We start from the raw sequence: 15,720 nt of genomic DNA, 5'->3' as shown, positions 1-15,720 counted from the left end.
CACGCCCCCGAAGGGCGGACCACCGGAGAACCCCGGTGGTCCGCCCTTCGGGCGTTTCCCGGCGCCCCGCGGCCCGGCGCCGGCCGGTCGGCGCCGGGCCGCGGGGGAGCGGGGGCGGTAGCGTGGCCCGTATGGCGATACGCGCGGTGCTCTGGGACATCGACGACACGCTCTTCGACTATTCCGGCGCCGACCGGCGGGCCATGGCACGGCTGCTGGAACTGGAGGGGCTGCCCGGCGGTTACGCCACGCCCGACGAGGCGCTGGACGACTGGCGGACTATCGCCGGACACCACTGGGCGCGGTTCTCCGCGGGGGAGACGGACTACGAGAGCCACCGCAGGGACCGGGTGCGGCAGTTCCTGGCGCTGGATCTCGCGGACACGGAGGCCGACGCGTGGTTCCGGCGGCACACGGTCCACTACGAAGCCGCCTGGAGCCTCTTCCCGGACGTGGTTCCGGTCCTCGACCTGCTGGGCGGCTACCGCCACGGTGCCCTGTCCAACGCCGGCGCCGTCGAGCAGCACCGCAAGCTGACGGCGTTGGGCGTGCGGCACCGGTTCGAGGAGCTGCTGTGCGCCGTGGAGCTCGGCGTCTCCAAGCCCGACCCCGCCGCCTTCCACGCCGCTTGCGAGGCACTCGCACTGGACCCGCACGAGGTCGCGTACGTCGGGGACGAGCCCGACACCGACGCCGCGGGCGCGGTCGCGGCCGGGCTGACGGGGATCTGGCTGGACCGCGGGGAGCGCGGCGGCAGAGCCGATCTCGTGCGGATCACGGGCCTCCATCAGCTGCCCGCGCTGCTGTCCGGCGATACCCGTTTTGGAGCGCCGGACACCTTCGGGTAATGTTCTTTCTGCGCCGCCCGAGCGGGTCGAAAGATCCGGCCGGGAAGCGCAGACAGAGACAAGGCCCTCAGGGGTTGCGTTTCAGTGGGCTATGGTGTAATTGGCAACACTACGGTTTCTGGTACCGTCATTCTAGGTTCGAGTCCTGGTAGCCCAGCGCAAGTCCGAAGTCCGTGGTTCGTAGGACTTCTCGTAACAAGCCCCCGTTGTGTAGCGGCCTAGCACGCTGCCCTCTCACGGCAGTAGCGCCGGTTCGAATCCGGTCGGGGGTACAGATCCTTCCCGCGGGAACAATCCGGGTCGCACCCGATGTTCTTGATGCAGGATCGCTAGGGCCCCCGTTGTGTAGCGGCCTAGCACGCTGCCCTCTCACGGCAGTAGCGCCGGTTCGAATCCGGTCGGGGGTACGTACCACACCATGGGCTATGGTGTAATTGGCAACACTACGGTTTCTGGTACCGTCATTCTAGGTTCGAGTCCTGGTAGCCCAGCGCAAGTCCGAAGTCCGTGGTTCGTAGGACTTCTCGTAACAAGCCCCCGTTGTGTAGCGGCCTAGCACGCTGCCCTCTCACGGCAGTAGCGCCGGTTCGAATCCGGTCGGGGGTACAACCCAGCAGTAGGGAAAGGCCCTTCACTTCGGTGGAGGGCCTTTCCCGTGCGCCCTGGCCGTGTGCGTCGCGGCCGTCCGCGGGGCCGGCGCCGCCCCGCCCCGGGACAGGCGCGCGTCCTGCCATCTCCCCTTCCGTGCACGGCCGTTCGGTCCCGGGCGCGCACGTCCGGGGGCGCGTCCCTCCCGCACTGCTCCCGGGTATGGAAAAGGCCGCCACGACGTTGGGGCGGCCAGTGCGAACAGGAGCGGTAACGCGAGCAAGGGCGGTAGCGGTAACAGCCGGAGAAGAGGCGGGGGCACGGGTACGGAGAACCGTCGTCGAGGTGATCAGCCGCGGCGCAGGGCCTCGCTGAGCCGTGCGGCCGAGTCGATGACCGCCTGCGCGTGCATCCGGCCGGGGTGCCGGGTCAGCCGCTCGATCGGGCCGGAGATGGAGACTGCGGCCACCACCCGGTTCGACGGCCCGCGCACCGGCGCGGAGACCGACGCGACGCCCGGTTCGCGCTCACCGATCGACTGGGCCCATCCCCTGCGGCGTACCCCGGAGAGGGCCGTAGCCGTGAACCGGGCGCCCTGCAGGCCCCGGTGGAGGCGCTCGGGCTCCTCCCAGGCCATCAGGATCTGCGCGGAGGAGCCCGCCTTCATGGTGAGCGTGGAGCCGACCGGCACGGTGTCCCTGAGCCCGGAGAGCCGCTCGGCCGCGGCGACACAGATACGCATGTCGCCCTGGCGGCGGTAGAGCTGTGCGCTCTCGCCCGTGATGTCGCGGAGGTGGGTGAGTACGGGTCCGGCCGTCGCCAGGAGGCGGTCCTCGCCGGCCGCCGCGGCAAGCTCGGCGAGCCTCGGGCCGAGGATGAACCGGCCCTGCATGTCCCGGGCCACCAAGCGGTGGTGTTCGAGTGCCACGGCCAGTCGGTGGGCCGTGGGGCGAGCGAGACCGGTCGCCGCGACCAGTCCGGCGAGGGTGGCCGGACCGGACTCCAGAGCGCTCAGTACGAGTGCAGCCTTGTCGAGAACGCCGACGCCGCTAGAGTTGTCCATACGACGATATTCGCGTCTCACTCTGTGAAACGCAAGTTCAATTTTCCCCGGAAGTTGCGAACCTGTACCAGCGGCCGTACAACGGCCCGCGGTCGCCGCCCCGCTCGGGGGAGCCGTCCCGCACGGGACCGGGACGGTGGCGCACCGAATCTCTAGTTGGGCCGGCGAAGGCGCCGGTCGGAGGGAAAGCGATGGGTAGGACACTCGCGGAGAAGGTCTGGGACGACCACGTCGTCCGGCGCGCAGAGGGCGAGCCCGACCTCCTCTACATCGATCTGCACCTGCTGCACGAGGTGACCAGCCCGCAGGCCTTCGACGGTCTGCGGCAGGCCGGACGCCCGGTGCGGCGCCTCGACCTCACCATCGCCACCGAGGATCACAACACCCCGACCCTCGACATCGACAAGCCGATCGCCGATCCGGTGTCCCGCGCCCAGCTGGAGACCCTGCGCAAGAACTGCGCGGAGTTCGGCGTCCGCCTGCACCCGCTCGGCGACGTCGAGCAGGGCGTCGTGCACGTCGTCGGGCCCCAGCTGGGCCTCACCCAGCCGGGCATGACCGTCGTCTGCGGCGACTCCCACACCTCCACCCACGGAGCCTTCGGCGGACTGGCGTTCGGCATCGGCACCAGCCAGGTCGAGCACGTGCTGGCCACCCAGACGCTGCCGTTGGCCCGCCCGAAGACGATGGCCATCACCGTCGACGGGGACCTCCCCGAGGACGTCACGGCCAAGGACCTCATCCTGGCGGTCATCGCCCGGATCGGCACCGGCGGCGGCCAGGGCTACATCCTCGAATACCGCGGCTCCGCCATCGAGAAGCTCTCGATGGAAGCGCGGATGACCATCTGCAACATGTCGATCGAGGCCGGCGCCCGCGCGGGCATGATCGCCCCGGACGAGACCACCTTCGCCTATCTCGAAGGCCGTGCCCACGCCCCCAAGGGCGAGGACTGGGACGCCGCCGTCGCGTACTGGAAGACCCTGCGCACCGACGACGACGCCGTCTTCGACGCCGAGGTGGTCATCGAGGCCGCCGCGCTCGCTCCGTTCGTCACGTGGGGCACCAACCCGGGCCAGGGCGCTCCGCTCTCCGCCAACGTCCCCGACCCCGCTTCGTACGAGGACGCTTCGGAGCGCCTCGCCGCCGAAAAGGCCCTGGAGTACATGGGGTTGACCGCCGGGCAGCCGCTCCGCGACATCGGCGTGGACACCGTCTTCGTCGGTTCCTGCACCAATGGCCGTATCGAGGACCTGCGCAACGCCGCGGCGATCCTGGAGGGCCGCAAAGTCGCCGACGGCGTACGGATGCTGGTCGTCCCCGGCTCGGTCCGCGTCGCCCTGCAGGCGGTCTCCGAGGGCCTGGACAAGGTCTTCACCGCAGCCGGTGCCGAATGGCGCCACGCGGGCTGCTCGATGTGCCTCGGCATGAACCCGGACCAGCTGGCGCCCGGTGAGCGCTCCGCGTCCACCTCGAACCGCAACTTCGAGGGCCGGCAGGGCAAGGGCGGCCGGACGCACCTGGTCTCCCCGCAGGTCGCCGCCGCCACCGCGGTGCTCGGCCACCTGGCCTCGCCCGCCGACCTGTCCGACGACCGCACCCCCGCCGGAGTCTGAGAACCATGGAAGCTTTCACCACGCACACCGGCCGGGCCGTCCCGCTGCGCCGCAGCAACGTCGACACCGACCAGATCATCCCCGCCCACTGGCTGAAGAAGGTCACCCGCGACGGGTTCGAGGACGGTCTCTTCGAAGCCTGGCGCAAGGACGAGAACTTCATCCTCAACCGCCCGGAGCGCAGCGGTGCCTCGGTCCTGGTGGCCGGCCCCGACTTCGGTACCGGTTCCTCCCGCGAGCACGCCGTCTGGGCCCTGCAGAACTACGGCTTCAAGACCGTGATCTCGGCCCGGTTCGCGGACATCTTCCGCGGCAACTCGCTGAAGAACGGCCTGTTGACCGTGGTTCTCGACCAGGAGGTCGTGGACGCGCTGTGGGAGCTGACCGAGGCCGACCCCGCGGCCGAGGTCACCGTCGACCTGGAGGCGCGCCAGGTGCGGGCCCAGGGCATCGAGGCCGGCTTCGAGCTCGACGAGAACGCCCGCTGGCGGCTGCTGAACGGGCTGGACGACATCAGCCTCACCCTTCAGAACGAAGCGGACATCGCGGCATATGAGGTGGCAAGGCCGACCTTCAAGCCGCGTACAATTGAGGTCTGAGCAGCGCTTTTCCGGACTGCGCCCCCTGCCTTCGGGTAGGGGGCGCAGTCGCTTGTTGAGACCCTGTCGGGCGACAACTCGCCTCAGATGGCACAATCGGTGCATGGAAGGCGACAACCAACTCAAGCTCTATGGCCAAGTCGCCGACCAATTGAAGGAAGCGCACGGAAGGGTGCGCGCACTGCAAGTCCCGGAGGGCGTACGGATGACGCTGTCCCGGAAGCTGTTGGCCGTCACGGCCACGGCGAAGCACGATCTCTCAGGCGCGGCAAGGCGCCTGGACCGGTTGATGAAGGACCTCGATGAGGACCGATTCCCCGAAGGTGACTGACTCCGCGGAAGTCCGCATCAGTCGACTTCGTTGCGGCACTAGGGTGATTAGCCCGTTTCGTGTTTGATTTGCGGTATATATCTGCCTAACGTGCGAAAACGCTTGAACACTTTCGTTCAGGCAATGTCTCCGAAGGGGAAGACGTGAACAAGGCACAGCTCGTAGAAGCGATCGCCGAGAAGGTCGGCGGCCGCCAGCAGGCCGCGGACGCGGTGGACGCGGTACTGGACGCGATCGTCCGCGCGGTCGTGGCCGGAGACCGTGTCTCGGTCACCGGCTTCGGTTCGTTCGAGAAGGTCGACCGCCCGGCGCGGTACGCCCGCAACCCGCAGACCGGCGAGCGCGTCCGGGTCAAGAAGACCTCGGTGCCCCGCTTCCGCGCGGGTCAGGGCTTCAAGGACCTGGTGAGCGGCTCCAAGAAGCTCCCCAAGAACGACGTGGCCGTCAAGAAGGCCCCCAAGGGCAGCCTCTCGGGCGGTGCTTCCACCCGTACGACCACCAAGGCCGCGGCCAAGAAGGCCACCGCCCGCAAGGCCGCGACGGCGCGGAAGACCACCGCCGCCGCCACGACCACGGCGAAGAAGACCACCGCCACGCCCGCCAAGAAGGCGACCACCGCCACCGCGGCGAAGAAGACCACGGCGGCCGCGAAGAAGGCGGCCACGCCGGCGAAGAAGACCGCCGCCGTCGCGAAGAAGACGGCCCCGGCCAAGAAGGCCACGGCCAAGAAGGCGCCCGCCAAGAAGACCACGGCGCGCACCACCACGGCCAAGAAGGCCACCGCTCGCAAGAAGTGAGACCGAGCACCCGCTCGCTCTCGCACGACGCGCCGGGCCGGGTTCCCCTCGGGGAGCCCGGCCCGCGGGCTGTCCGGGCCGGGCGGTGCCCGGCGGACCCCCGGCCGTCGTGGCCGAACGGGCCGCGCCCAAAGGCCTGACGGCCCCGCCCAAAGGCCTGGCGGGCCGCGCTCAAAGATCTGACGGCCCCGCTCGGAACGCCTGACGGGTCCCGCTCAGAAGGTCTGCAGGGTCACCAGGTCGATCCGGAGCGAGGCGCCCTCGCCCGAACCCTCGATCCGCACCCGCTGGCCGGGGCGGAGCAGCCGCAGGCCGCCCGCGTCGAAGGCGGCGGAGCCGAAGTCCACCGGGGTGCCGTCGTCGAGCAGCACACTGCCGCTGCGGGTCTCGGAGTCGTACGTGTACGCGGTCGCCTGCATGGGCCGCAGCCTATCGCCCGGTGGGAGCGGGGCCCGCGGACCGCGGGAGCGCCCCGGGCCCCGGCGCGTACCCGTCCGCGCCGGCGCGGCGCCCGGGAAACCCGGCGGGGTCCGCCCCGGGCACCGGACTTCCCCGGTGGCCCCGCTCACGACGAGGTCCCGCCGCCCCGGAGCCGTACGCACCGGACCGCGTCCGCCGTCCGGTCGAAGGCCACTTCGGGGGTTCTCAGCCGTACGGCGTCCCGCAGTTCCGCCGTACGCGGACCCACGCCCAGGGCCAGTGCCACCCGCAGATCGTCCCCGGTGTCCACGTCCCGCCGGACCGAATCCACTCCCGAGGTCGGCACCTCCCGCGCGCCCGAGGCGAGATGACGCCCGCGCGACGGGCCGCCGAAAGCGGGCCGCAATTCCACTCCGGGGGCCGCCGAGAGAAATGTCGTGCCGATTCCAGCGGCGTCCGAAAGGAATGTCCGGGGAAATCCGGAAGAGAATTCGAGGACCCGCGACAATTCCGAGGGGCGCAGTGCGGGGAGATCCGCGTTGAGGGCCGCGACCGGAGCGGACGGCCGCGCCGCGCGCACCAGGCCCGCGCCGTACGCGAGCGCGGCGTTGAGACCGGCGGCCGGGGCGTCGGGTGCCACACGGGCCCCCAGCGCCGCCAGGGAGACCGCCGCCACCGTGTCGTCCGTGACGACCACCACATCCCGTACGTCCGGACAGGAGAGCGCCGCGGCGACCGTGTCCTCGGCGAAGGCCAGGGCGAGTCGGGGCCGCAGTCCCTCGCCCAGGGCGTCCCGCAGCCTGCTCTTGGCGTACGCCAAGGGCTTCAGCGGGACGACCAGGGACCAGCGGCGGGACGGGTCGGTGTTCGTGGCGATCTCCCCCTTCGTGAACGTCGGCCCCATTCTCGCCCGTCGGGTGCGACAGCCTGCAGGTCCGGTCCGGGGAGCGGGGCGTACGGTGTTCTCGACAGAGCAGGGGCCTGGGGCGGGACATGACCGTCCGTGGCTGATCAGCAGGTCAGGTCCGAGAGAATCCCGAGTGAGAGGTGTCCGAGTGTCCCGCCGCAGAATCGGCTTCTGGTACCGCCTGGCGGCGGTCATCGCCAAGCCGCCACTGGTGGTTCTCTTCAAGCGTGACTGGCGGGGAATGGAGCACATTCCGGCCGACGGCGGATTCATCACGGCCGTGAACCACAACTCCTACGTGGACCCGCTCTCGTACGGGCACTTCCAGTACAACACCGGCCGGGTGCCGAGGTTCCTGGCGAAGGCCGCCCTCTTCCGGGCCCCGTTCGTCGGGATGATGCTGCGCGGCACCGGCCAGATCCCCGTCTACCGCGAGACGACCGACGCGCTGAACGCGTTCCGCGCCGCCGTGGCCGCGATCGAGGACGGCGAGTGCGTCGCCTTCTACCCCGAGGGCACCCTCACCCGCGACCCCGGCATGTGGCCGATGAACGGCAAGACCGGCGCCGCCCGCGTCGCGCTGATGACCCGGGCGCCCGTCATCCCGGTCGCCCAGTGGGGCGCGAACCTCGCGATGCCGCCGTACGCCAAGGAGAACAAGTACCGGTTCTTCCCCCGGAAGACCCTCCAGGTGCAGGCCGGTCCGCCCGTCGACCTCAGCCGCTTCTACGACTCCGAGCCGACGCCCGAGGTGCTGCGCGAGGTCACCGAGGTCATCATGGCCGCGATCACCGAGCAACTGGCGATCGTGCGCGGCGAGAAGGCTCCCGCCGAGCCCTACGACCACCGCAAGGCCCGCGCGAACCAGCGGCGCGAGGCCGAAGAGAAGGGCTCCCAGTGACCAACCCGCGCAAAGTGGCCGTCTTCGGGGCGGGCTCCTGGGGCACGGCCTTCGCCGTGATCCTGGGCGACGCCGGCTGCGACGTCACCGTCTGGGCCCGTCGTGCCGAGGTCGCCGAGAGCATCAACACCACCCGGACCAACCCCGGCTACCTCCCCGGCGCCGAACTCCCCAAGTCGGTCCGCGCCACCACCGACCCCGCCGAGGCGCTGCGCGGCGCCGAGTTCGCGGTGCTGGTGGTGCCCTCCCAGACGCTGCGCGCCAACCTCGCCGACTGGGCCCCGCACCTGGAACAGGACACCGTCCTCGTCTCCCTGATGAAGGGCGTCGAACTCGGCACCGCCAAGCTGATGAGCGAGGTGATCGCGGACGTGACGAAGGTCTCCGCCGACCGCGTCGCCGTCGTCACCGGCCCCAACCTCGCCGGCGAGATCGCCGCACGACGTCCCGCGGCGGCCGTCGTGGCCTGCCGGGACGAATCGGTGGCCCAACGGCTCCAGGCCGCCTGCCACACCCCCTACTTCCGCCCGTACACCAACACCGACGTCGTCGGCTGCGAACTCGGCGGCGCCGTCAAGAACGTCATCGGCCTGGCGGTCGGCATCGCCGACGGCATGGGACTCGGCGACAACGCCAAGGGCTCGCTCATCACCCGCGGACTCGCCGAGACCACCCGGCTGGGTCTCGCCATGGGCGCGGACCCGTTGACGTTCTCCGGTCTCGCGGGCCTCGGCGACCTGGTCGCGACCTGCTCCTCGCCGCTCTCGCGCAACCACACCTTCGGTACCAACCTCGGCCGGGGCATGACGCTCCAGGAGGCCGTCGCCGCCACCAGCCAGACCGCGGAGGGCGTCAAGTCCTGCGAGTCGGTACTCGATCTGGCGCGCCGGCACGGAGTCGACATGCCGATCACCGAGACCGTCGTCGGGATCGTCCACGAGGGCAAGCCGCCCGCCGTCGCGGTCAAGGAGCTGATGTCGCGGAGCGCCAAGCCCGAGCGGCGCTGACTCCTTCCGGTACCAGCAGGTACGCTCATCGCGATATGAGCAGCGAGAACCTCCCCCAGAGCCCTGAGCGTCCGAAGAGCCCTGAGCAGCAGCGCCGCAAGCCGCGCGTGGCTGTCGTGTTCGGCGGACGCAGCTCCGAACACGGCATCTCGGTCGTCACGGCCGGCGCCGTCCTGAAGGCCATCGACCGGACGGTCTACGACGTCCTGCCGATCGGCATCACCAAGGACGGCCGCTGGGCCCTCACCGGCGACGACCCGGCCCGCATGGCCATCACCGACCGGCAGGTGCCGGACGTGGACTCGCTCGCCGAGTCGGAGAAGGGCGGCGTGGTTCTCTCCGTGGACCCGGGCAGCCGTGAAGTCGTCCTCAACGAACCGGGGTCGGTGCCCCGGGAGCTCGGCGAGGTGGACGTCGTCTTCCCCGTGCTGCACGGCCCGTACGGCGAGGACGGCACCCTCCAGGGCCTCCTGGAACTCTCCGGCGTCCCCTACGTCGGCGCGGGCGTCCTCGCCTCCGCCGTCGGCCAGGACAAGGAGTACATGAAGCGGGTCTTCATCTCCTTCGGGCTCCCGGTCGGCCCCTACCTCGTCGTCCGCCCCCGCGAGTGGGAGAACGACCCCTCCGCCGCCCGCAAGCGGATCGTGGACTTCGCCGGCGAGCACGGCTGGCCGCTCTTCGTGAAGCCCGCGCGCGGCGGCTCCTCGGTGGGCATCAGCAAGGTCGACGGGATCGGCGGCCTGGAAGCGGCGATCGAGGAGGCCCGCCGCCACGACCCGAAGTTCCTCGTCGAGTCGCTGCTGAGCGGACGCGAGATCGAGTGCGGGGTGCTGGAGTTCGAGGACGGTCCGCGTGCCAGCGTGCCGGCGGAGATCCCGCCGGTCACCGCGCACGACTTCTACGACTTCGAGGCCAAGTACATCGACTCGGCGGACGCCCTGGTGCCCGCCCCGCTCACCCCGGAGCAGACCGCGGAGGTCCAGCGGCTCGCCGTCGACGCCTTCGAGTCCGTCTCCTGCGAGGGCCTGGTGCGCGCCGACTTCTTCCTCACGGACGACGGCGAGTTCGTCATCAACGAGATCAACACCCTGCCCGGATTCACGCCCATCTCGATGTTCCCGAGGATGTGGCAGGAGAGCGGCGTCGACTACCCCGAGCTGGTCGACCGGCTGATCCAGGCGGCCCTGACCCGGTCCACCGGCCTGCGCTGACCCGTACCCCGTACCCCCGTACCCGCCCCTCCGGCCACCACCGGCCGGCGGGGAGGCGGTTCGGGTGACGGCGGTTCGGGTGACGGCGGTCCGCCGGGGCGGCTTTGGCCGGGAGGCCGGGAGACCGCCGGGGACTCCGGCTCAGAGGCTGTCGGGGACCGTGTCGCGCACCGGCTTCGCGAACTCGGCGAGCGGGCTGGCGTCGTGGGCGAACCGCGTCCCCAACGTGACCTCGACGTACGCCTTGCGGTACGTCGTCGTGAACCGGGGCCCCGCGTCGGCGCGTTGCTCCAGCAGCCAGTTCACACCGTCCGCGTCGATCCCCTTGGAAGCCGCGTCCGCCATGGCGGCGGGCCGGGGAACCCCGCAGCGAAGTACGATCGCCCCGTCCCCCCAACCGGCGGTCAGCTCCGACTCCGGTGCGGGATCACCGCGTTCCAGCCCGGCCACGCTCTTCGGCAGCACCTTGTCCAGCGCCGAACAGTAAGCGGCCGCGTCCCGGGACGGTGCGGGCACCGCGACCGACGGCTGCGAGTCGCCGGAGCAGCCCGCCGCCAGCAGGAGCGCGGCGGCGGACGGCACGAGGAACGACGGACGGAGGGACCGGCGGCGGGAAGACGTCACCGGACCAGCGTAGACGGGGGTCAGAGGTGGACTACGGGGCAGGTCAGGGTTCGTGTGATGCCTTCCACCTGCTGGACCCGGGCGACCACCATGCGGCCGATCTCGTCCACCGTGTCGGCCTGGGCGCGCACGATCACGTCGTAGGGTCCGGTGACGTCCTCTGCCTGGATCACTCCCGGGAGTTTCGCGATGGTCTCGGCGACGATCGACGCCTTGCCCACCTCGGTCTGAATAAGGATGTACGCCTGTACCACGGAACCTCCAGGGCGGCCACGAGGATCATGTGGGGGAGAGGAACGCCACGTTATCGCGTCGCGGACGGGAGCGGGGAGACCCGGGGACCCGGAGACGTCCGTAGCGTGGCGTACGGGCGACACGGGCCGACGTGTCTCCCGGCATCACGGACAGCGGTGACCGCTCGCGACCGCGGAGCGGCCCGGCCCGCGCGGGGGACGGGCACAGGCGGCCCCGGGGAGGCCCGCGGCCCGCGCGGACACGTCGGAGCAGCCCGCACCGGACGCCGGTGCGACGAACGAGAGGTGACACCCGGTGAAGGGAACCGTGGGTGAGTTGGGGGAGTTCGGGCTCATCAGAGAGCTCACCGCCCGCCTCACCACCACTCCGGCGGTACGGCTGGGGCCCGGCGACGACGCCGCGGTCGTGGCGGCTCCGGACCGCAGGGTCGTGGCCAGTACCGACGTACTGATCGAGGGACGCCACTTCCGCCGCGACTGGTCGACCGCGTACGACGTCGGGCGGAAGGCCGCGGCGCAGAACCTCGCCGACATCGCCGCGATGGGAGCCGTGCCCACCGCGCTGCTGCTCGGCCTCGTCGTCCCGGCGAGCCTCCCGGTGACCTGGGCGACCGAACTCATGGACGGGCTGCGCGACGAGTGCCAGGTCGCCGGGGCGGCCGTGGTCGGCGGCGACGTGGTCGGCGGGGACACCATCACCGTCGCGATCACCGCGCTCGGCGACCTCCGCAACCACGAACCGGTCACCCGCTCCGGCGCCCGCCCGGGCGACGTCGTCGCGGTCACCGGCTGGCTCGGCTGGTCCGCCGCCGGATTCGCCGTACTCTCCCGGGGATTCCGCTCGCCCCGCGCCTTCGTGGAAGCCCACCGGCGCCCCGAACCGCCCTACCACGCGGGCCCCGCGGCCGCCGGGCTCGGCGCCACCGCGATGACCGACGTCAGCGACGGACTGGTCGCCGACCTCGGACACATCGCCGAAGCCAGCAAGGTCCGCATCGACCTGCGCTCCGGACTCATCGACGTCCCGTCCCAGATGTCGGACATCGGGCAGGCGGTCGGCGTCGATCCGCTCCAGTGGGTGCTCACCGGGGGAGAGGACCACGCGATCGTGGCGACCTTCCCGCCGGACGTGAAGCTGCCCGCCCGCTGGAAGGTGATCGGCGAGGTCCTCAACCCGTCCGCCCTGCCCCAGGTCACCGTCGACGGCGCGCCCTGGACCAGCAGGGGAGGCTGGGACCACTTCGGCGACGTCGAGGACACTCCCCAGTAGGGTCCCTCGGACGGTGTCCGGCCGGTGGACCGCCGGCCCGGCGCACCACGGCTCCCAGTAAATTGCGGGCATGCCGATATCTGCCGCCGTACCTCCCCGTGTCCTCACCGTCGCCGGATCGGACTCCGGCGGCGGTGCCGGCATCCAGGCCGACCTCAAGACGATGCTGGCACTCGGCGTGCACGGCATGAGCGTGCTGACCGCCGTGACCGCCCAGAACTCCCTGGGCGTGCAGGGCGCCTGGGAGCTTCCGGCCGACGCGGTACGCGCCCAGTACCGCAGTGTCGTGGACGACATCGGTGTCCAGGCGGTGAAGACGGGCATGCTCGCGTCCGCCGCACTGGTGGAGACGGTCGCCGGACTCCTCGCGGGCACGGGCGCCCCGGTCGTCGTCGATCCCGTGGGCGTCTCCAAGCACGGGGACGCGCTGCTCGCCGCCGAGGCCCTCGAATCCGTACGGACGGAACTGCTGCCGCTGGCCACGGTCGCCACCCCGAACCTGGACGAAGTGGCACAGCTCACGGGCGTGGAGGTGGCCCAGGAGCCGGACATGCGGCGGGCCGCCGCCGCTGTGCTCGCCTTCGGCCCGCGCTGGGTGGTGATCAAGGGCGGCCATCTCCCCGGCGAGGCCGTCGACCTGCTCACCGACGGTGACCAGGAGTACTGGCTGCGGGCCCCGCGCCACGACAACCGGCACACCCACGGCACGGGCTGCACCCTCGCCTCGGCCATCGCCTGCGGCCTGGCGCGCGGCCAGAACGTGCCCACGGCGGTACGGAACGCGAAGACCTACGTCACCGGGGCGATCGAGGCCGGCTTCGCACTCGGCTCCGGCATCGGCCCGGTCGACCACGGCTGGCGGAGCCGCCGGGCCTGAGGCCGCGGGAGCTCGGGCCCGGCGGGACCGGGTGCTCCCCGTCCGGGCACAGCAAAAAGCCGGTCCACCGAGGTGGACCGGCTTTCTGGGCAACCGGAAGGCTGCGCTACGACGGGGAACGTCAGCGCGCGACCTTGCCGGCCTTGATGCACGAGGTGCAGACGTTGAGCCGCTTCGGCGTCCGACCGACCACGGCACGCACGCGCTGGATGTTGGGATTCCAGCGACGAGACGTACGGCGGTGCGAGTGCGAAATGTTGTTGCCGAAGCCCGGCCCCTTGCCGCAGACGTCGCAGTTGGCAGCCACGGGTCACTCCAAAGACTTCAGGTGCACTTACAGTGAATTCCGGCGCGCCGGAATCAGTGAACTGAAGTGGCGGCACCGGAGGAATGGCCCGACTTTCATCGGGCAACCGAAACACCATACAACGGCTGCGTCGGTACAACGAAACTACCATGGTTCAGCTGCCCGCCGTCCCGCCCCGGGTGCCGGGCCGCTCTCCGGCGGCCCGGGGTTAACCTGCGGTGCAGCCCGCCGTACACGGCCGCTTCACGGGGCGTGTGGTGAAGTCCCGCCTGCCCGGCGACGCCTGGCACGCACGCTCGCCGCGTTGTCGGGACCGCCCGCACCAGACACCGCCGGCCCCGCTCTCCGGGCGGACGGCGCCCCTTCCAGAACACGACCCAGGAGGACCCAGGTGCCGCAGCCCCCCGACGATTTCGACGCCGTCGCGGTACGCACCTGGTGCTCCCTGGCCCTCGAAGCCCTGGGCCGGGAACGCGCCGCGATCGACGCGATCAACGTCTACCCCGTCCCCGACGGGGACACCGGCACCAACCTCTTCCTCACCGTGGAGTCCGCGCGGGCGTCCGTCGAGGCCGTCTTCGCCGCACACGACCGCGACTCCCCGGTGCCCGGTCCCGCGGAGCCGGGCACCGCCGAGGCGGTACGCGCCATGGCGCACGGGGCCCTCATCGGGGCGCGGGGCAACTCCGGCACCATCCTCGCCCAGCTCCTGCGCGGGATGGCGGCCGTACTCGCGGACGGCGGGGACGCGGACCACCTGGCCCGGGCGCTGGCGCACGCCGCCACGGCCGCCCGCCGGGCCGTCGCCCATCCCGTCGAGGGCACCATCCTCACCGTCGCCACCGCCGCCGCGGGGGCCGCCGGGGCGGTCGCCGCCGGGAGCGGCCTGGCGGCCGTCGCACGGGCCGCGCACGCGGGAGCCGCCGAGGCGTTGGAGGAGACCCCCGGCCGGCTGCCGGTGCTCGGCCGCGCCGGAGTCGTGGACGCCGGCGGACAGGGCCTGGTGACCGTGCTGGGGGCGCTGCTGGAGACGGTGACCGGACAGGCGCCCGTACGCGCCCCCCGGCAGGCGCCGGAACCCCTTCCCGTGCCGGAGGGCCCCGCGGCCCACCCCGGCGAGTGCGGCGACCCCGCGGACCGGGCGGCGGCCGGCGACGGGCCCGCCTTCGAGGTCATCTACCTGCTGGAAGCCGGGGAGGCCGAGGTGGACCGGCTCCGCGGGCGGCTCGACGCCCTCGGCGACTCCCTCGTCGTCGTCGGCGGCGACGGCCTGTGGAACGTCCACGTGCACGTGGACGACGCCGGCGCCGCCGTGGAGGCGGGCGTGGAGGCGGGACGCCCGCACCGGATCCGGATCACCCACTTCGGCGCCGCCCGCACCGGCCCGCACCCCGAACCCGCCCCGCGCTCCGTCGTCCTGGTCGTCCCCGGCGAGGAACTCCGCGGGCTGTGCGAGGAGGCCGGCGCCGTCACCGTGCTCGGGCGCCCCGGGAAGCCGCCCGCCAGCGGCGACCTGGTCGAGGCCATCCGCCGCGCGCACGCCCGCGAGGTCGTGCTGCTCCCCAACGACGCGACCCTGCGCCACGTCGCGGCCGCCGCCGCCGAGCAGGTCAGGGGCGACGGCATCCGGGTCGCCGTCGTGCCGACCCGCGCCGTCGTCCAGGGCATCGCCGCTCTCGCCGTGCACGAGCCGGGCCGGAGTTTCGACGAGGACGTCGTCGCCATGACGGCGGCAGCCGGAGCCACCCGCTACGCCGAACTCGCCGTCGCCGAACGGCAGTCGTGGACCACGGCCGGCATCTGCCAGGCCGGCGACATCCTCGGCCTGATCGACGGGGACGTGGCCGTCATCGGCGCGGACGTCCCCGGCACCGCCCGTACCGTCCTCGACCGGATGCTCGCGGCCGGCGGGGAACTGGTCACCCTCGTCCTCGGCGAACACGTGCCCGACGCCCTCGGCGACACACTGGAGTCGTACGTACGCGAGGGGCACCTGGCCGTCGACACCACCGTCTACCGGGGCGGGCACCCGGGGACCCCGCTGCTGATCGGCGTCGAATAGCCGCCGGACGGCCCGCTGAGCCCGACCGCCGGACACGC

At 71.8% G+C, this 15,720-nt stretch carries 17 protein-coding genes and 5 tRNA genes; 16 read left to right on the top strand and 6 right to left on the bottom strand.

Annotation, left to right across the window (positions count from 1 at the left end; translation table 11 throughout):
* The first annotated feature begins 131 nt into the window (after positions 1 to 131).
* The 6 genes from OHT52_RS06670 to OHT52_RS06645 all read left to right on the top strand — a co-directional run bounded on the left by OHT52_RS06670 (position 132) and on the right by OHT52_RS06645 (position 1,454).
* Complete coding sequence (locus OHT52_RS06670) at positions 132 to 848, top strand: HAD family hydrolase (protein ID WP_328719205.1); 717 nt, start codon at positions 132 to 134, stop codon at positions 846 to 848.
* An 85-nt stretch (positions 849 to 933) separates the two neighbouring features.
* Positions 934 to 1,005 (top strand) — tRNA-Gln (locus OHT52_RS06665).
* A gap of 42 nt (positions 1,006 to 1,047) precedes the next feature.
* Positions 1,048 to 1,120: transfer RNA gene (locus tag OHT52_RS06660), tRNA-Glu, on the top strand.
* A gap of 62 nt (positions 1,121 to 1,182) precedes the next feature.
* Positions 1,183 to 1,255, top strand: a tRNA-Glu gene (locus OHT52_RS06655).
* Between the two features lie 12 nt (positions 1,256 to 1,267).
* A tRNA-Gln gene (locus OHT52_RS06650) sits at positions 1,268 to 1,339 on the top strand.
* 42 nt (positions 1,340 to 1,381) lie between these two features.
* Positions 1,382 to 1,454, top strand: a tRNA-Glu gene (locus tag OHT52_RS06645).
* Between the two features lie 331 nt (positions 1,455 to 1,785).
* Here OHT52_RS06645 and ndgR read toward each other — a convergent pair.
* Positions 1,786 to 2,499, bottom strand: coding sequence for an IclR family transcriptional regulator NdgR (gene ndgR / locus OHT52_RS06640; RefSeq protein WP_275491887.1), 714 nt, complete (start codon positions 2,497 to 2,499; stop codon positions 1,786 to 1,788).
* A 191-nt stretch (positions 2,500 to 2,690) separates the two neighbouring features.
* Here ndgR and leuC point away from each other — a divergent pair, with 191 nt between their 5' ends.
* The 4 genes from leuC (at position 2,691) to OHT52_RS06620 (ending at position 5,842) form a co-directional block, all read left to right on the top strand.
* The gene (leuC, locus tag OHT52_RS06635; protein ID WP_328719204.1) at positions 2,691 to 4,115 is read left to right on the top strand and encodes a 3-isopropylmalate dehydratase large subunit; all 1,425 of its coding nucleotides are present in this window, start codon (positions 2,691 to 2,693) and stop codon (positions 4,113 to 4,115) included.
* Between the two features lie 5 nt (positions 4,116 to 4,120).
* Positions 4,121 to 4,714, top strand: coding sequence for a 3-isopropylmalate dehydratase small subunit (gene leuD / locus OHT52_RS06630; protein WP_328719203.1), 594 nt, complete (start codon positions 4,121 to 4,123; stop codon positions 4,712 to 4,714).
* A 103-nt stretch (positions 4,715 to 4,817) separates the two neighbouring features.
* Positions 4,818 to 5,045: a hypothetical protein gene (locus tag OHT52_RS06625; protein WP_328719202.1), complete on the top strand. Its 228-nt coding sequence runs from the start codon at positions 4,818 to 4,820 to the stop codon at positions 5,043 to 5,045.
* Between the two features lie 143 nt (positions 5,046 to 5,188).
* A complete protein-coding gene (locus tag OHT52_RS06620) occupies positions 5,189 to 5,842 on the top strand; it encodes an HU family DNA-binding protein (RefSeq protein WP_328719201.1) in 654 nt (217 codons plus the stop codon).
* A gap of 215 nt (positions 5,843 to 6,057) precedes the next feature.
* Here OHT52_RS06620 and OHT52_RS06615 read toward each other — a convergent pair whose 3' ends face one another.
* Both OHT52_RS06615 and cofC read right to left on the bottom strand, forming a co-directional pair.
* Positions 6,058 to 6,261 carry a hypothetical protein gene (locus tag OHT52_RS06615; RefSeq protein ID WP_328719200.1) on the bottom strand — a complete coding sequence of 68 codons (204 nt, stop codon included), beginning with the start codon at positions 6,259 to 6,261 and terminating at the stop codon, positions 6,058 to 6,060.
* 146 nt (positions 6,262 to 6,407) lie between these two features.
* Positions 6,408 to 7,166 carry a 2-phospho-L-lactate guanylyltransferase gene (cofC, locus tag OHT52_RS06610; protein WP_328719199.1) on the bottom strand — a complete coding sequence of 253 codons (759 nt, stop codon included), beginning with the start codon at positions 7,164 to 7,166 and terminating at the stop codon, positions 6,408 to 6,410.
* Between the two features lie 151 nt (positions 7,167 to 7,317).
* Here cofC and OHT52_RS06605 point away from each other — a divergent pair, with 151 nt between their 5' ends.
* Genes OHT52_RS06605 through OHT52_RS06595 form a run of 3 tightly spaced genes read left to right on the top strand, consistent with a single transcriptional unit; the run spans position 7,318 to position 10,288 of the window.
* Entirely contained in the window at positions 7,318 to 8,070 is a 753-nt protein-coding gene (locus OHT52_RS06605) for a lysophospholipid acyltransferase family protein (RefSeq protein WP_328719198.1), read from the top strand.
* A complete protein-coding gene (locus tag OHT52_RS06600) occupies positions 8,067 to 9,077 on the top strand; it encodes an NAD(P)H-dependent glycerol-3-phosphate dehydrogenase (RefSeq protein WP_328719197.1) in 1,011 nt (336 codons plus the stop codon). The genes OHT52_RS06605 and OHT52_RS06600 overlap by 4 nt, the downstream gene beginning before the upstream one ends.
* Positions 9,078 to 9,112: 35 nt before the next feature.
* Positions 9,113 to 10,288, top strand: a complete 1,176-nt coding sequence (locus tag OHT52_RS06595) for a D-alanine--D-alanine ligase family protein (RefSeq protein ID WP_328719196.1) — start codon at positions 9,113 to 9,115, stop codon at positions 10,286 to 10,288.
* Positions 10,289 to 10,429: 141 nt separating this feature from the next.
* On the opposite strand, the gene OHT52_RS06590 is transcribed toward OHT52_RS06595, so the two are convergent.
* Both OHT52_RS06590 and OHT52_RS06585 read right to left on the bottom strand, forming a co-directional pair.
* The gene (locus tag OHT52_RS06590) at positions 10,430 to 10,912 is read right to left on the bottom strand and encodes a DUF3515 domain-containing protein (RefSeq protein WP_328719195.1); all 483 of its coding nucleotides are present in this window, start codon (positions 10,910 to 10,912) and stop codon (positions 10,430 to 10,432) included.
* Between the two features lie 20 nt (positions 10,913 to 10,932).
* Entirely contained in the window at positions 10,933 to 11,166 is a 234-nt protein-coding gene (locus OHT52_RS06585; RefSeq protein WP_328719194.1) for an Lrp/AsnC ligand binding domain-containing protein, read from the bottom strand.
* 295 nt (positions 11,167 to 11,461) lie between these two features.
* Between OHT52_RS06585 and OHT52_RS06580 the strand changes: the two genes are divergently transcribed.
* Both OHT52_RS06580 and thiD read left to right on the top strand, forming a co-directional pair.
* Entirely contained in the window at positions 11,462 to 12,436 is a 975-nt protein-coding gene (locus OHT52_RS06580) for a thiamine-phosphate kinase (protein WP_328719193.1), read from the top strand.
* 70 nt (positions 12,437 to 12,506) lie between these two features.
* Entirely contained in the window at positions 12,507 to 13,313 is an 807-nt protein-coding gene (gene thiD, locus OHT52_RS06575; RefSeq protein WP_328719192.1) for a bifunctional hydroxymethylpyrimidine kinase/phosphomethylpyrimidine kinase, read from the top strand.
* 121 nt (positions 13,314 to 13,434) lie between these two features.
* Here the strand turns inward: thiD and rpmB are convergent, their stop codons facing one another.
* The gene (gene rpmB, locus OHT52_RS06570; protein WP_030928661.1) at positions 13,435 to 13,620 is read right to left on the bottom strand and encodes a 50S ribosomal protein L28; all 186 of its coding nucleotides are present in this window, start codon (positions 13,618 to 13,620) and stop codon (positions 13,435 to 13,437) included.
* A 391-nt stretch (positions 13,621 to 14,011) separates the two neighbouring features.
* Between rpmB and OHT52_RS06565 the strand changes: the two genes are divergently transcribed.
* Entirely contained in the window at positions 14,012 to 15,682 is a 1,671-nt protein-coding gene (locus tag OHT52_RS06565) for a DAK2 domain-containing protein (RefSeq protein WP_328719191.1), read from the top strand.
* The last annotated feature ends 38 nt before the right edge of the window (positions 15,683 to 15,720 follow it).

The sequence above is a fragment of the Streptomyces sp. NBC_00247 genome (assembly GCF_036188265.1).
Classification (GTDB): Bacteria; Actinomycetota; Actinomycetes; order Streptomycetales; family Streptomycetaceae; genus Streptomyces.
Note: the sequence above shows the minus strand (reverse complement) of the source record. Positions and strands in the feature narration are given on the sequence as shown.

Coding starts and splice junctions, on each gene's coding strand:
- OHT52_RS06595 (WP_328719196.1), top strand. CDS start 9,113: ATGAGCAGCGAGAACCTCCCCCAGAGCCCTGAGCGTCCGAAGAGCCCT.
- cofC (WP_328719199.1), bottom strand. CDS start 7,166: ATGGGGCCGACGTTCACGAAGGGGGAGATCGCCACGAACACCGACCCG.
- OHT52_RS06670 (WP_328719205.1), top strand. CDS start 132: ATGGCGATACGCGCGGTGCTCTGGGACATCGACGACACGCTCTTCGAC.
- ndgR (WP_275491887.1), bottom strand. CDS start 2,499: ATGGACAACTCTAGCGGCGTCGGCGTTCTCGACAAGGCTGCACTCGTA.
- OHT52_RS06625 (WP_328719202.1), top strand. CDS start 4,818: ATGGAAGGCGACAACCAACTCAAGCTCTATGGCCAAGTCGCCGACCAA.
- thiD (WP_328719192.1), top strand. CDS start 12,507: ATGCCGATATCTGCCGCCGTACCTCCCCGTGTCCTCACCGTCGCCGGA.
- leuC (WP_328719204.1), top strand. CDS start 2,691: ATGGGTAGGACACTCGCGGAGAAGGTCTGGGACGACCACGTCGTCCGG.
- OHT52_RS06615 (WP_328719200.1), bottom strand. CDS start 6,261: ATGCAGGCGACCGCGTACACGTACGACTCCGAGACCCGCAGCGGCAGT.
- leuD (WP_328719203.1), top strand. CDS start 4,121: ATGGAAGCTTTCACCACGCACACCGGCCGGGCCGTCCCGCTGCGCCGC.